Source organism: Bacillus sp. B1-WWTP-T-0.5-Post-4, assembly GCF_009183795.1.
Lineage (GTDB): Bacteria > Bacillota > Bacilli > Bacillales > Bacillaceae_G > Bacillus_A > Bacillus_A cereus.
Genome location: NZ_WEIJ01000001.1, coordinates 24,814 through 41,078 on the forward strand (window position 1 = coordinate 24,814; position 16,265 = coordinate 41,078).

Here is a 16,265-nt window from a genome sequence, read left to right on the forward strand (position 1 = left end):
CCCTCCCAAATTAACTATATAAAAACATTTTCTTCTTATCTTTGTTAATTTGAGCGTTATAATGAAAACTATACCTATACCGACATAAAAATATATTGAACATCATGTTTTTTACATAACAAAAAAAGCCAGTTAAACTGGCTTTTACTTATTGCTGCTCTTGTTTGTTTTCTTCTTTAGCAGCTTCTTTTTCTTGCTCTTCTTTTAGCAATACTTTTCTAGATAGATTTACGCGACCTTGCTTGTCAATCTCGATAACTTTAACCGTAATTACGTCACCGATTTTTACAACGTCTTCTACTTTACCTACACGCTCAAGTGCAAGTTCAGAAATGTGAACTAATCCATCTTTACCGCTGAATAATTCAACGAAAGCACCGAATTTCTCAACACGTTTCACTTTTCCTTCGTAGATTTCACCTACTTGTACTTCGCGAACGATATCTTCGATAATTTTCTTAGCTTTGTCGTTCATTTCTTGGTTTATTGAAGAAATGAATACTGTGCCATCTTGCTCGATGTCAATTTTAACGCCAGTTTCTTCAATAATTTTATTGATTTGTTTACCGCTCGGTCCGATAACGTCACGGATTTTATCTGGATTAATTGTCATTGTAATAATCTTTGGAGCGTACGCTGATAATTCAGTGCGTGGCTCTGGAATAACAGATAACATATGATTTAGAATGTGCACACGACCAACTTTCGCTTGTTGTAATGCCTCTTCTAAAATTTCACGAGATAGACCATCGATTTTAATGTCCATTTGTAGTGCAGTTACACCTTGTGCTGTACCTGCTACTTTAAAGTCCATATCACCTAAATGATCTTCCATACCTTGAATATCAGATAAAATTGTGTAATGCTCACCAGTTTTAACTAGACCCATTGCAATACCTGCAACTGGAGCTTTAAGTGGAACACCAGCATCCATCATTGCTAAAGTACTACCACAAATACTTGCTTGTGAAGTAGAACCATTTGATTCTAAAACTTCAGATACAAGACGTACTGTGTATGGGAAATCTTTTTCAGATGGAATTACAGGCTCAAGTGCGCGTTCTCCTAGTGCACCGTGACCGATTTCACGACGACCTGGTCCACGCATTGGTCTTGTTTCACCAACACTAAATGATGGGAAATTGTAATGGTGCATAAAGCGTTTTGATTCTTCTACACCAAGACCATCTAAAATTTGCACATCGCCTAATGCACCTAATGTACAAATACTTAATGCTTGTGTTTGTCCACGAGTGAACAAACCAGAACCGTGTGTACGAGATAAAATACCAACCTCTGATGCTAACGGACGGATTTCGTCACCTTTACGGCCATCTGGACGGATTTTTTCAACTGTAATAAGACGACGTACTTCTTCTTTTACAATTTTATATAAAATCTCATTTACTTGTCCTAATGTATCAGCGTCAGCTTCCTGCGCTTCGTAATGCTCAATAACACGCTTTTTCACTTCGTTAATTGCATCTTCACGTGCATGTTTCTCATGTACTTGAATTGCTGAATGCATATCTTCTTCAGCCATTTCACGTACAGCTTGGTTAAGATCAGCGTCAACTTCATAAAGTTTCACTTCTGATTTCTCTTTACCTACAGCTTGTACAATCTCTTCTTGGAATGCAATTAGACGTTTAATTTCGTCATGACCAAACATAATTGCTTCTAACATTGTTTCTTCAGGTACTTGATCTGCTCCTGCTTCAACCATGTTAATCGCATCTTTCGTACCAGCTACAACTAAGTGGATATCACTTTGTTCTTGCTGTTCTACTGTTGGGTTAATAACGAATTCGCCATTAATACGGCCAACTGTCGCACCAGCGATTGGACCTTCAAATGGAATATCTGAAATCGATAACGCTAATGAAGAACCAAGCATAGCTGCCATTTCAGAAGAACAATCTTGATCAACACTCATTACAATGCTGACAACTTGTACTTCGTTACGGAAGCCATCTGCGAATAGCGGACGAATTGGACGGTCGATTAAACGACTTGCCAAAATTGCTTTTTCACTTGGACGACCTTCACGCTTAATAAAACCGCCAGGAATTTTTCCGACTGCATATAAACGCTCTTCATAGTTTACTGTAAGTGGGAAGAAATCTACATTTTTTGCTTCTTTTGATGCAGTTGCTGTAGATAGAACCGCTGTATCGCCATATCTTACTAATACTGCTCCGTTCGCTTGTTTTGCAAGCTGACCAGTTTCAACTGTTAGCTGGCGACCAGCTAAATCTATCGAGAAGACTTGCTTTTCTTGACTCATTTAAGTACCCCTCTCAATTTAAAGTATTCAATTCTTCTATGTAAATGGATAGTATATCACAATATTCTACCTCTAGTATTGCCTAAAATTAAGTAAGCTATAAAGCGTAGAAGATATATTTTTACCTAACAAAAAAGCGGGAATATTCCCGCTTCTTTGACTATCGACGTAAGCCAAGCTTTGTGATTAATTCACGGTAACGTGTGATATCGCTATTACGAAGGTAAGTTAGTAAGTTACGACGTTTACCAACCATCTTTAATAGACCACGACGTGAATGATGATCTTTCTTGTGAGTACGTAAGTGCTCGTTTAGAGTGTTAATTTGCTCCGTTAGGACAGCAATTTGAACCTCTGGAGAACCAGTATCAGTCTCATGAGTTCTAAATTGTGCAATGATTTCATTTTTACGTTCTTGTGTTAAAGCCATCCTATTTCACCTCCTATTAATTAAACCCCCAATTACCTAGCAAGCGTCGGTGAGTCGCAATGCCAAGCAATGGTTGTCATAAAGTACATAACATAGAATACTACTTTTCATTTGAAAAAGCAAGTATATTCTTTTCGCTCATAAAATATTCTTGTGCTGTTTTCTTATCTTTTGCGATTTGTTCAACTAACTCATCAATACCGTTGAATTTCTTTTCTGCTCTTATACGCATATGCCACTCTACTGTAACATTTTGATCGTATATATCTTTGTTAAATTCAAATAAGTGCACTTCAATTGATAATTGACGCTCATCTTCTTTAAAAGTCGGTTTATATCCAATATTACATACACCATCGTACCATTCATCGTGAACTTTTAATCTCACTGCATAAACACCTACAGGTGGCAATAAATACTCATCACTTAAACCTACATTAGCTGTTGGAAAACCAATTTGACGCCCACGTTTGTCGCCGTGTATAACTGTTCCCGCTACAGTATAGGCTCTACCTAAAATAGATGGAATTTGCTCCATTTCGCCATTTCGAATTAACTTTCGTAATGCTGTAGAACTTACTTTCTCTTCTTGAAATTCAACTTTTTCAATCACAGTCTGTGTAAACTCCCCTCTTGCATGAAATGGTAAAGTCTCCATCTTTCCTTTTCCTAAACGTCCATATGAATAATCAAACCCTGCTACTACATGCTTTACATTTAAACCAATAATATAATCATCTACAAATTGTTGCGGTAATAACCCTGCAAATGATTCATCAAATTTAATTACATATAATATATCGATTCCTAAGCTTTCGACTATTTTTTCTTTATCGCGCATCGGTGTAATATACTCCACATGCGCATCCTTTTTTCCTAAAACAACAGATGGATGAGGATGAAATGTCATAACTGCACTTTTATATCCTCGGTCGTCCGCTATTTTTTTCGCAGTTCGAATTACACATTGATGTCCTAAATGAATGCCATCAAAAAATCCTAATGCCATTACAGTAGGTGGTAATTCTAATTTATTTTGTTCATGTGGATGAGTTAAATGAATAAGTTTCACGCTTGAATTCACCTTTTTCTGTAATAATCCTTCCAATAATTCATTATAGCTTTAGTTCTTGATTATTCACAAGTACTTTCATCGGCTTTAACATACCAGGATGTTTCGGATGATGTTCATAAATTGCTAAGCAACGATCATTTTTATCAAACACTGTAATAAATGGTGCTGTTATTTCTAATTCATTTTTTAAGAACATACCATTCTTTATTTTCTCTGCTTGCTTTTCATCTACAACCATTTTTGGAAACTTACTTAATGCTTCATCAATTGAAATGAAGATAGACTCTACTGTTCCATTTTGCACGTTTTCTTCAATTTCTTCAAATGATATGCAATCTTCTAATAAAAATTCACCAGATGCCGTTCTTATAAGGTGCGACATATGTGATGGGAAACCAAGTTTTTCCCCGATCATTACAGCTAACGTTCTTACATATGTTCCTTTACTACACGTTACACGGAAACGGAATGAAATATTTTCTCCTTCAAAAACTTCACGATCATCAAGTAATACGAATTCATGAATTGTAATTGTGCGAACTGGACGTTCCACCTCTTGTCCTGCTCTTGCATATTCGTATAATTTTTTCCCGTTTACTTTTACAGCGGAAAACATCGGAGGCATTTGCTCAATCGTACCTGTTAATGTCGCAAGAGCCTCTTCCACTTCTTTACGAGTAATAAAACGGTCTACATGTTTCGTTTCAACAACCTCACCAGAAGCATCTTCAGTTGTCGTTGAAAACCCTAATGTCACTTCACCTTCATATGTTTTCGTTTCACTTGTTAAAAATTGTGCAATTTTCGTTGCTCTTCCAACGCAAATTGGTAATACTCCTGTTACATCTGGGTCTAATGTTCCCGTATGACCAATTCTCTTTTCTCGCAATATCTTTCTTAATTTAAATACACAATCATGTGATGTCATGCCTTTTGGCTTATGTAATAATACTACACCTTCCATATATGTTCACCTCATCATAATTCTTTCGTATTAAATATCCAAAACTTATTTTGCATTGAAAAAATGGATAGACAAATGTCTATCCATTATTCTTCACGTTTACCGTCTTTATTAATTTCATGTAAAAGTGTATCAATTCGATGACCATATCCGATAGACTCATCAAACTCAAAGGTAATTTCCGGTGTTTTACGAAGACGAATACGTTGGCCAATTTCTGAACGAATAAAGCCTTTTGCCTTCGCTAAACCTTTTAAAGTATTTTCTTTCTGTTCTTCGTCACCTAAAACAGAAATATATACTTTAGCAATTTGTAAATCACCACTCACTTGTACATCTGTTACTGTAACAAATCCAATACGTGGGTCTTTAATTTTACGACTGATAATATCGCCTAATTCTTTTTTCATTTGCTCGCCCACACGGTTCGCACGTAATTTCATAACTCTTCACCTCATTCAATACCATTCCAAATGTGTTATTGTACGTTCAATTTCAGGAAATGAATCGATGTACTCAAGTACACGATTCATTTCTTTTTCACAGATAACACGATTTGAGGATACGGAAACAATTGCAATTTCTGTACGTTGCCATACATCTTGATGCCCAACTTCAGAAACAGCTACATTATAGCGCTGTTTCACACGAGTTAACACACGTTGTAAAATTGCACGTTTCTCTTTTAAAGAATGCACATCGTAAATCATACACTCGAATGAGAGTGAAGCGATAATCATCGCTTCACTTCTTCCATAATGTACGCTTCAATGATGTCCCCTTCTTTAAGATCATTATATCTCTCAATTGTAATACCACACTCATAGTTTTGTGCAACTTCTTTTACGTCGTCTTTGAAACGTTTTAACGTATCAAGTTGTCCTTCGAAAATTACTACGCCGTCACGGATAATACGTACGCCACTATCACGCGTAATTTTACCGTCTGTTACGTAACAACCTGCGATTGTTCCAACTTTTGTTACTTTAAACGTTTGACGAACTTCTGCTTGACCGATTACTTTTTCTTCGAATTCTGGATCAAGCATACCTTGCATCGCTGCTTCAATCTCTTCGATTACTTTATAAATAATACGGTGTAAACGAATATCAACGTTCTCTAATTCAGCTGTACGCTTCGCGTTCACATCTGGACGTACGTTAAATCCAATTACAATTGCATTAGATGCAGAAGCTAAAATGATATCAGATTCTGTAATCGCACCTACACCAGTGTGAATGATTTTAACTTTTACACCTTCAACATCAATTTTACGAAGTGATGCTGCCATCGCTTCAACAGAACCTTGTACGTCTGCTTTTACGATTAAGTTAATTTCTTTTACATCGCCCTCTTGGATTTGTTGGAATAAATCTTCAAGGCTTAATTTAGATTTCTCACCACGTTGTGCAACTAAAGCTTCTTGTGCACGTGATTCACCAATTTGACGAGCTTTCTTCTCATCAGCGAATGCCATGAAACGATCTCCAGCCTGTGGTACTTCGTTTAAACCAGTAATTTCAACAGGAGTTGATGGACCAGCAACTTTTACACGACGACCAATATCACTTACCATTGCACGAACACGTCCGAATGAAGTTCCAACAACGATTGGATCTCCAACTCGAAGCGTACCGTTTTGAACAAGTAATGTCGCGATAGTTCCTTTACCTTTATCAAGCTGTGCTTCGATTACTGTACCAGTTGCATAGCGGTTTGGATTTGCTTTATATTCTTCTACTTCACTTACAAGAAGGATCATTTCTAGTAAGTTGTCAATGCCTTCGCCTTGAATTGCAGAAATTGGTACGAAAATAGTATCTCCGCCCCAAGCTTCTGGAACTAATTCATATTCTGTTAGTTCTTGCATTACGCGATCAGGGTTTGCAGCTGGTTTATCCATTTTATTCACAGCAACAATAATTGGTACTCCTGCTGCCTTCGCATGGTTAATTGCTTCAACCGTTTGTGGCATAACACCGTCATCCGCTGCAACAACAAGGATTGTAATATCCGTTACTTGTGCACCACGAGCACGCATCGTTGTAAATGCTGCGTGACCAGGTGTATCTAAGAATGTAATCTTCTTATCGTTTACTTCAACTTGATATGCACCGATATGCTGAGTAATTCCACCCGCTTCGCCTGCAGTTACTTTTGAGTTACGAATAGAATCCAGTAATGTTGTTTTACCGTGGTCAACGTGTCCCATGATTGTAACTACAGCTGGACGTTCTTTTAAGTTCTCTTCATCATCTTGCTCATCAATGAATGTTTCAAACTCAGTCTCGCTCACAATTACTTCTTCTTCTACTTCAATACCGTAGTCGTTAGCAATTAACTCAATTGTATCTTTATCCAAGTCTTGGTTAATTGTTGCCATAATTCCAAGCATGAAGAGCTTCTTAATAATTTCAGATGGCTCTTTGCTTAATTTTTTAGCAAGATCTCCTACTGTAAGGCTTCCAGAGAAAGTAATTTTATCTGGTGTTTCTACAATTTGAGTTTGTTGTCTACCAGCAAAGTTCTCTTGACGTTTGTCTTCGTTCCCTTTGCCTTTTTTCTTTTTCTTATTGCTGTTCTTTTTACTGCGAACAACTTTTTCTTCTACTTCAAACTCATCTGCAACAGAAGGTTTTTCAGTTTGATATTCATTATCTAATTTATTTACTACTTCATCGTCTAACATTGTCATATGATTCGAAACCTCGATATTCATTTCTTTTAGTTTTGTCATAAGATCTTTACTTGAGATATTATGTTTTTTTGCATATTCATGCACTCGAATTTTACTCATACCTTCACCCCCGGTAATTTGTATCGAGCATGCTACGCAGCTTTTTCGCAAAGCCTTCATCTAACACAGCTACAACGACTCGCTCATCTCTCCCAATCGCATGCCCTAATTGTTGTCGATTTTCGACCTTTCTCATTGGTACGTTGTAGTACGTAGTTTTATCTGTGATGCGTTTTGTAGTATTTACTGACGCATCTTCAGATAGCAATACAAGTTTTGCTTTGCCACTTCGTACTTCTTTTAAAACGAGTTCTTCACCCGAAATAATTTTCCGAGCCCGGTTTGCTAGTCCTAAAAACGATTTCCAATCGGACACTTATTTCGACTCCTTCTCAACAAGCTCAAGAAGCTCTTCATATAAAGAACCGTCGATTTTCGCTTTTAGATGATGTTCCAAAACATTTTTCTTTTGAGCTTGAAGAATGCTCTCCTTGTCCTTCGACAAGTAAGCACCTCGTCCTGATTTTTTCCCAGTTAAATCAATGGACACTTCTCCCTCTTTGGAACGAACAATGCGAACGAGCTCTCGTTTTGATTTCATTTCTTGCGTTGCAACACATTTTCGTAACGGAACTTTTCGATTGCTCATACTCATCACCTCTATTCGATTTCGTCTTCCACTGAATCGAATCCAAATGCGATTACGCTATCTTCTTCTGTTACAATACCAAGTTGTTTCGCATCAGACTCACTCTTAATGTCAATTTTCCAGCCTGTTAATTTAGCTGCAAGACGTGCATTTTGTCCACGCTTACCGATAGCTAATGATAGCTGGTGGTCTGGAACAACTACTGTTGTCGCTTTTTCTTCTTCATCTACAAGTACTTTAACAACTTGTGATGGGCTTAATGCATTTGCAACATATTCAACTGGATCATTTGACCAGCGAACGATGTCAATTTTTTCACCTTTTAATTCGTCTACAATGCGTTGTACACGTTGCCCTTTTGGTCCTACACAAGAACCAACTGGATCAACATCAGTGTTCTCTGCATATACAGAGATCTTAGAGCGATCGCCAGCTTCACGTGCTACAGAACGAATTTCTACAGTTCCATCATAGATTTCAGGAACTTCCATTTCGAATAAACGTTTTAAAAGACCAGGATGTGTACGTGATACGTAAATTTGTGGTCCTTTTGTCGTTTTTTCTACTTTCGTAATGAATACGCGAATACGATCATGTGGTTTGTATTGCTCATTAGGCATTTGCTCACTTACAGGTAATAAAGCTTCTACTTTTCCTAAGCTTACATAGATGAAACGAGCATCTTGACGTTGTACAATACCTACCATAATATCTTCTTCACGGTCACTAAACTCAGAGTAAATAACACCGCGCTCTGCTTCACGCACTCGTTGTGTTACAACTTGTTTTGCAGTTTGTGCTGCAATACGACCAAAGTCTTTTGGTGTTACTTCAATTTCTAGTACGTCACCATCTTGATAGTTTGGATTAATTTGTCTTGCTTCCTCTACAGAAATTTCAAGACGTGGATCAAACACATTGTCTACTACGTCTTTACGTGCTAAAACTTGAATTGTTCCCACTTCTGGGTTAAAGCTCACACGAACGTTTTGTGCTTGATTAAAATTGCGCTTATAAGCAGAGATTAAAGCTGCTTCAATCGCATCAATAATAATGTCTTTGCTAATGCCTTTTTCAGATTCTAATACGAGCAAAGCATCTAATAACTCAGTGCTCATGAAGATCCCCCTTCTAACTAAAACGTAACAGCAAGTCGCGCATTTGCGACTTTATCCATCGAAATTTGGATTTCTTTTTTACGTGTTTTAATTGTTAATAATAATGTTATTGTTGTACCATCGTAAGAAAGCAGCTTTCCTTCAAACATCTTTTCACCATCAATCGGCTCATATGTTTTAATTGCCACTTGTTTTCCTACCGCTTGCTGGAAGTCTTTTTCTTTCTTTAATGGGCGTTCCGCTCCAGGAGATGATACATCCAAAAAGTAAAGATGAGGAATTGGGTCCTCTTTATCTAAAGCTTCGCTTAAACGTTCACTTACCGCACCGCATTCTTCAATGTCGACTCCCTTTTCAGAATCGATGAATACGCGTAAGAACCAGTCTTGTCCTTCTTTCACATACTCTACATCTACAAGTTCAAGATTTAACTCTTCAACGATCGGCTGCGCAAATGCTTCTACAACTTCTGTGACTTTCTTATCCATAAACAGCCTCCTTCCTGCCGTCATGTACCATTTAAAAGAAGAAGACCCCGCCAATTTAAAAACGGTCTATCTTATTCTTTCTCGTTAGCTAACAAAAGCCCCTGCTGTTCAGCAGGGATTATCTGTCTTAGTATTACCAAATTTAAGAAGTAAAACTTGTAACAAAATATGTATATACGACAGAAATCTTTTACCTATCTACGTAGATAAAACATAGACAGTAACACGAAAGAGTGGGTTTCCCCACTCTTTTCTTTACACAATATACATGACATGGTTATCTCGGTTAATAGTATATCATAGGAAATGTTGATTTGCAAAGACTTTTCCTACCTACTAGAACAGTGATAACTGGTTTTGATCCGGTAAGTCTCCTAAACAACCTTGGCTATCTAAATACTCAATAATTGTTTTCGAAACCTTACTTCGCTGTTGCAAGTCTTCTTTTGATAAGAAGTCTCCATTTTTACGTGCTTCTACAATACTTAAAGCTGCGTTTGTGCCAAGACCAGGTACTGCATTAAATGGAGGGATTAATGTATCTCCATCAATAATAAATTCTGTTGCATGTGAGCGGTATAAATCCACCTTTTGGAATGAGTATCCACGCTCACACATTTCAAGTGTCATTTCTAGTACCGTTAATAAACTCTTCTCTTTCGGCGCAGCATCGAGTCCCTTTTGAGCAATTTCATCAATTCTTGCACGTATAGATGCTGAACCTTTCGCCATTGCCTCTACATCAAAATCATCTGCACGAACTGTAAAATATGCGGCATAGAATAACAGTGCAAAATGTACTTTAAAGTATGCGATACGTACAGCCATAAGTACGTAAGCAGCCGCATGGGCTTTAGGGAACATGTATTTAATCTTCTTACATGAATCAATATACCAACCTGGTACATTATTATTTTTCATGTCTTCTTCCCATTCTTCCGGTACACCTTTACCTTTACGAACCGACTCCATGATTTTGAAGGCTAATGATGGATCTAGACCTTGATAGATTAAATATACCATGATGTCATCACGACAACCGATAACTTCGCTCAGCGTACATGTACCGTTATAAATTAACTCGTTTGCATTACCAAGCCATACGTCAGTACCATGTGATAGTCCAGAAATTTGGACTAACTCTGAGAATGTCGTCGGTTTTGTCTCTTCTAACATCTGTCTTACGAATTTTGTACCAAACTCTGGTATACCAAGTGTACCTGTTTTACAGTTAATTTGTTCTTCCGTTACCCCTAACGATTCTGGACCAGAGAAAATTTTCATTACTTCTGGATCATCCGTTGGGATTGTTTTCGGATCAATACCACTTAAATCTTGTAACATACGAATAACGGTCGGATCATCGTGTCCTAGTATATCAAGTTTCAATAAATTATCATGAATCGAGTGGAAATCAAAATGCGTTGTTCTCCATTCAGCACCAATTGAATCAGCTGGATACTGTATTGGTGAGAAATCAAAGATATCCATGTAATCTGGCACAACGATAATACCGCCTGGATGCTGTCCTGTTGTACGTTTTACACCGGTACACCCTGCTACTAAGCGATCAATCTCTGCATTTCGAATCGTTAAGTTATGATCATTTGCATAACCTTTTACATATCCGTAAGCAGTTTTTTCCGCAACTGTACCAATCGTTCCTGCACGATATACATAGTCTTCACCGAACAGTACTTTCGTATAGTTATGGGCACGTGGTTGGTATTCCCCGGAGAAGTTCAAATCGATATCGGGTACCTTATCTCCTTTAAATCCAAGGAACGTTTCGAACGGAATGTCATGTCCATCTTTTACATATGGAATATTACAAGCAGGGCATTCTTTATCTGGTAAGTCAAAACCAGAACCTACAGAACCATCATTAAAGAATTCTGATTGCTTACACTTCGGACATACATAGTGTGGTGGTAATGGGTTTACTTCTGTAATTTCCATCATCGTTGCAACAAATGATGACCCTACCGATCCACGCGAACCTACTAGATATCCGTCTACTAACGATTTTTTCACAAGCTTATGTGAAATTAAATAAATTACGGCGAATCCATGCCCAATAATACTTTTTAATTCTTTTTCTAAACGTGCTTCTACAATTTCCGGTAGCTCTTCACCATAAATGCTACGCGCCATTTTATAACTCATATCACGCGTTTCATCATCAGCACCTTCAATTTTCGGTGTGTATAGATCGTCTTTTACTGGATGCACATCACCAATTAATGACGCAATCTTTTGTGTATTTGTTACAACAACTTCTTTCGCTTTGTCTTCACCTAAGAATGAAAAACATTCTAACATTTCATCAGTTGTACGGAAATGTACTGGCGGTAATGAATGTCGATTTAACGGATTGGCTCCGCCCTGCGAACTGACTAAAATTTTACGATACATTGCATCCTCAGGGTCTAAATAATGCACGTTTCCTGTAGCAACAACTGGTTTATCTAACGTCTCACCTAGTTTTACTAAGTTAGAAATAATTGTTTTTAATTGACCTTCGTCTCGAACAAGTTCACGTTCTACTAAATGACGCAACACCTCTGGAGGCATTACTTCAATGTAATCATAGAACTGGGCAATTTCTTCTACCTCTTCAGGTGCCTTTTGCATCATTGCCTCGAACACTTCACCTTTATCACAAGCCGTTCCTACTAAAATTCCTTCACGGTATTTTTTTAATAGTGACCTCGGCACACGTGGTACACGGTAAAAGTAATTAAGGTGAGAATATGAAACAAGTTTATATAAATTTTTCAATCCAACATCTGATGTGGCAAGTAACGTCATATGACTTGGACGGCCACGCTTATACGCATCCCCTTGTCCCATGCTATCATTTAATTGATCGTGATATTCAAATCCCTTTTCAATTACGTCTTTCAACATTTTCACAAGTAAATATCCCGTCGCTTCTGTATCATAAATCGCACGGTGATGTTGTGTTAATTCAATATCAAGTTTTTTACACATCGTATTTAATCGATGATTTTTCATTTCTGGGAATAAGAATCGTGCAAGTTCTAACGTATCAATAACGGGGTTATTCGTTTTTTCTAGTCCAGCCTTTTTAAAACCTACGTTAATAAAGCCCATATCAAAGCTCGCGTTATGAGCAACAAGTGTATGGTCGCCCATCCATTCCTCAAACTTTTTAAACACTTCGTCCACTTCAGGTGCATCAGTTAACATATCATCTGTAATACCTGTCAATTCAATAATCGTCGCTGATAATGGTTGATGTGGATTTGCGAAAGATTCAAAGCGATCAATAATTTCGCCACCCTTTACTTTTACGGCAGCCAACTCAATGACTGTATCGTATACAGCTGATAAACCTGTCGTCTCAACGTCGAAAACAACATACGTTTCCTCTGCAAGTAAACGATGCGCTTCGTTATACGCTATCGGTACACCATCATTAACTAGATTTGCTTCTACACCATATATAACTTTAACTCCAGCCTTCTTCCCCGCAGAATACGCCTCTGGGAAGGACTGAGCCACGGCATGGTCTGTAACCGCAATAGCCTCATGTCCCCATTTACCAGCTTGAGCAACAAGCTTAGAAACTGGAGTGACAGCGTCCATTTGACTCATCGGAGTATGGAGATGCAGCTCTACTCGTTTTTCGCCTTCTGGTGCTTTATCTTTACGAGACGGTCCTGTTATTTCATTAATATCATTTGCAATCATTACTAAATCTCGAACGAATGTATCGTTTTGAACAGAACCACGCGCTTTCACCCACATTCCTTTTTTCAAGGATTGCAGCATTGGAATATCTTCTTTGTCACGCGAGAACATTTTGATCATAATAGAATCCGTATAATCCGTTATTTTTAAAGTTAATAACGTACGTCCACTACGAAGCTCTTTTGTTTCTACATGGAAGACATATCCTTGAACCGTTTTTCTTCTTTCTTCATCTTGAATTTCTCGCATCGGTGTAATCTCTTCATCTGGCTTAATAAGATACCCGAGTGTAATCGGTCCTTCATACACAACGCTGCTTTCTTCAGCTTGCTTCTTCGCCATTTCTTCCATAGCTTGTATAACACGCTCGCGGTCTTCTTGCTGCGTTTGTTCACGAAACTTTTGCATTTCTTCTGTATTTTGCTGTATATGTGTGTCTAACTGAAAACGCGGGAATCCAAAAACTTCGTATTGATCCCCTACTGGTTTCGCAACGTTTTTCTTTAAAGCAGTAGACTCCAGCTCGTTATTCACATTTATTAGCAACTTCACTCCATTCACCTGCGGAAGCTGCTTCTTTAAGTATGCGAACATAGGTGAAAATGTAATTCGTTCCGTACAAAGCGGCCAATACGCCCTCACTTCTTCTTCTGTAAATTGTTTATTCTCTGTTTCTAATGCAAATGTTGTTCTTGCAATATGAGAAAATGATTGCTTAAGCTTTGTTTCTAGCAATTCATATAATTCTGTAGGCAAAATACGTGGCACCTGTAAATCAAAATGCCAACTTTTATTCGCTTTATCAATAACGAGCCTTTCAATACCACCGCCTTGTAAATATTGATTTATAAGGTCGTCTGGTATTTGCAACTGCTGGAGCAAAATTTGAAATCGCTCTTGTTGTTCATTTGTTAAAGACATAAGCACTCTCCTTCCATTTGCTATTATAAATTGAAACGTACCACAAAGAAAGATTTCTCACCTCTTCTTTTACAAAATACGTTTACAAAGAAAGAGAAGGTACCCCATTACGAGGTACCTCTTCTTATTTTAAAATATTTGCAATATATGTTTGAAGTTCTTCTACGTTTACTTCTTCAGACTCACCTGTAGCACGTACTTTCACTTCTACAATACCTTCGTCTGCTTTTTTACCAACTGTAACACGAACTGGAAGACCGAATAAATCTGCATCTGCAAATTTAACACCTGCACGTTCTGCACGATCGTCTAATAACACTTCATAGCCTTGTTCTTGTAATGAGTTGTAGATATTTTCACCCATTTCACGTTGTGCATCCGATTTCATATTTACTGGAATTACATGCACATGGAACGGTGCTACAGCTTTTGGCCAAACTAAGCCGTTCTCATCGTTAAACTGCTCTGCAATTGCTGCCACTGTACGAGATACACCGATACCGTAACAACCCATAATAAGTGGTTGTGTTTTTCCGTTTTCATCTAGGAATGTTGCGTTCATTGCTTCACTATAACGAGTTCCTAATTTGAATACATGACCAACTTCAATTCCGCGTGCAAAAAGAATTGTTCCGTTTCCATCTGGAGATTGGTCTCCTTCTTGGATGAAGCGTAAATCTGTATATTGACTTACTTTAAAGTCACGTTCTGGATTTACATTTACATAATGGAATCCTTCTTCATTCGCTCCTGAACATCCGTTAACAATTGATGCTACAGCATGATCAGCAATAATTTCGATATCACCTGTTACATTAATCGGTCCTAATGAACCAACTTCACAATTTAATAATGCTTTTACTTCTTCATGAGAAGCAAGCTCAACAACTGAAGCGCCGTATACATTTTTCACTTTCACATCGTTTACTTCGTGATCACCACGAACAAGTACCACTACTAATTTCTCATCTACTTTAAACACCATAGACTTAATGCACTTGTCAGCTGCAATGTTTAAGAATGCAGATACTTCTTCAATTGCTTTTTGGTCTGGTGTTGCTACTTTTTCAAGTGCTTTTTCTGCTTCGTCACTCTTCGTATACGTAGCTACAACAGGAGCCATTTCGATGTTTGCTGCATAATCAGATGTGTCAGAGTATGCAATTGTATCTTCACCAACATCAGATAATACCATAAATTCATGTGTATCTTTTCCGCCCATTGCTCCAGAATCAGCAATAACTGCACGGAAATTCAAGCCACAGCGAGCAAAAATGTTAGAGTATGCTTTATATAAACGATCGTATACTTCATCTAAGCTCTCTTGTGTAGCATGGAAAGAGTATGCATCTTTCATTAGAAACTCTCTTCCACGTAATAAGCCGAAACGAGGTCTTTGCTCATCACGGAATTTTGTTTGAATTTGGTATAATGTTAACGGTAATTTTTTATATGATTTCACTTCATCACGCACAAGATCCGTAATTACTTCCTCATGTGTCGCTCCTAATGCGAATTCACGAGCATTACGATCTTTCATACGCATTAATTCAGATCCGTAAGAATACCAACGACCTGATTCTTGCCACAATTCCGCAGCTTGCATAGCTGGCATTAATAATTCTACAGCTCCTGCGCGCTCCATTTCTTCTCGAACGATACGTTCTACTTTGTGTAATACTTTTAATCCAAATGGTAGAAAGCTATAAATACCAGAAGCATTTTGACGCATAAAACCTGCACGAAGTAATAGCTGATGACTCTTAATTTCAGCATCAGCTGGAACTTCACGTAATGTAGGACTGAATACCATACTTTGTTTCATTTATTTGCACCTCTTCATTTTACTCTTACACGCAGTAAAACCCCTCACCTCGAG

At 37.8% G+C, this 16,265-nt stretch carries 13 protein-coding genes; all 13 read right to left on the reverse strand.

What is annotated here, in order from left to right; genetic code table 11:
* Positions 1-148: 148 nt before the first annotated feature.
* Positions 149-2,287: a polyribonucleotide nucleotidyltransferase gene (pnp, locus tag GBN91_RS00165; RefSeq protein WP_000076737.1), complete on the reverse strand. Its 2,139-nt coding sequence runs from the start codon at positions 2,285-2,287 to the stop codon at positions 149-151.
* 160 nt (positions 2,288-2,447) lie between these two features.
* Positions 2,448-2,717 (reverse strand): 30S ribosomal protein S15, encoded by a 270-nt coding sequence (gene rpsO / locus GBN91_RS00170; protein WP_001229392.1) that lies wholly within the window; start codon positions 2,715-2,717, stop codon positions 2,448-2,450.
* Between the two features lie 100 nt (positions 2,718-2,817).
* A complete protein-coding gene (gene ribF / locus GBN91_RS00175) occupies positions 2,818-3,789 on the reverse strand; it encodes a bifunctional riboflavin kinase/FAD synthetase (protein ID WP_065222974.1) in 972 nt (323 codons plus the stop codon).
* Between the two features lie 43 nt (positions 3,790-3,832).
* The gene (truB, locus tag GBN91_RS00180; RefSeq protein WP_152121200.1) at positions 3,833-4,756 is read right to left on the reverse strand and encodes a tRNA pseudouridine(55) synthase TruB; all 924 of its coding nucleotides are present in this window, start codon (positions 4,754-4,756) and stop codon (positions 3,833-3,835) included.
* A gap of 86 nt (positions 4,757-4,842) precedes the next feature.
* Complete coding sequence (gene rbfA, locus GBN91_RS00185; RefSeq protein ID WP_000776437.1) at positions 4,843-5,199, reverse strand: 30S ribosome-binding factor RbfA; 357 nt, start codon at positions 5,197-5,199, stop codon at positions 4,843-4,845.
* 15 nt (positions 5,200-5,214) lie between these two features.
* A complete protein-coding gene (locus GBN91_RS00190; protein ID WP_000582363.1) occupies positions 5,215-5,496 on the reverse strand; it encodes a DUF503 domain-containing protein in 282 nt (93 codons plus the stop codon).
* Positions 5,493-7,553, reverse strand: coding sequence for a translation initiation factor IF-2 (infB, locus tag GBN91_RS00195; protein ID WP_000036343.1), 2,061 nt, complete (start codon positions 7,551-7,553; stop codon positions 5,493-5,495). Before infB ends, GBN91_RS00190 begins: the two co-directional genes overlap by 4 nt.
* Positions 7,554-7,557: 4 nt before the next feature.
* Positions 7,558-7,869: a YlxQ family RNA-binding protein gene (locus GBN91_RS00200; protein ID WP_001286523.1), complete on the reverse strand. Its 312-nt coding sequence runs from the start codon at positions 7,867-7,869 to the stop codon at positions 7,558-7,560.
* The gene (gene rnpM / locus GBN91_RS00205) at positions 7,870-8,142 is read right to left on the reverse strand and encodes an RNase P modulator RnpM (RefSeq protein WP_000071127.1); all 273 of its coding nucleotides are present in this window, start codon (positions 8,140-8,142) and stop codon (positions 7,870-7,872) included.
* A gap of 11 nt (positions 8,143-8,153) precedes the next feature.
* Positions 8,154-9,260, reverse strand: a complete 1,107-nt coding sequence (gene nusA / locus GBN91_RS00210; protein ID WP_000102604.1) for a transcription termination factor NusA — start codon at positions 9,258-9,260, stop codon at positions 8,154-8,156.
* Between the two features lie 17 nt (positions 9,261-9,277).
* Positions 9,278-9,748 carry a ribosome maturation factor RimP gene (gene rimP / locus GBN91_RS00215; RefSeq protein ID WP_000359096.1) on the reverse strand — a complete coding sequence of 157 codons (471 nt, stop codon included), beginning with the start codon at positions 9,746-9,748 and terminating at the stop codon, positions 9,278-9,280.
* A gap of 336 nt (positions 9,749-10,084) precedes the next feature.
* Positions 10,085-14,386, reverse strand: coding sequence for a PolC-type DNA polymerase III (locus tag GBN91_RS00220; protein WP_000060005.1), 4,302 nt, complete (start codon positions 14,384-14,386; stop codon positions 10,085-10,087).
* A gap of 124 nt (positions 14,387-14,510) precedes the next feature.
* Positions 14,511-16,211 (reverse strand): proline--tRNA ligase, encoded by a 1,701-nt coding sequence (locus GBN91_RS00225; RefSeq protein ID WP_000814300.1) that lies wholly within the window; start codon positions 16,209-16,211, stop codon positions 14,511-14,513.
* Positions 16,212-16,265 lie beyond the last annotated feature (54 nt).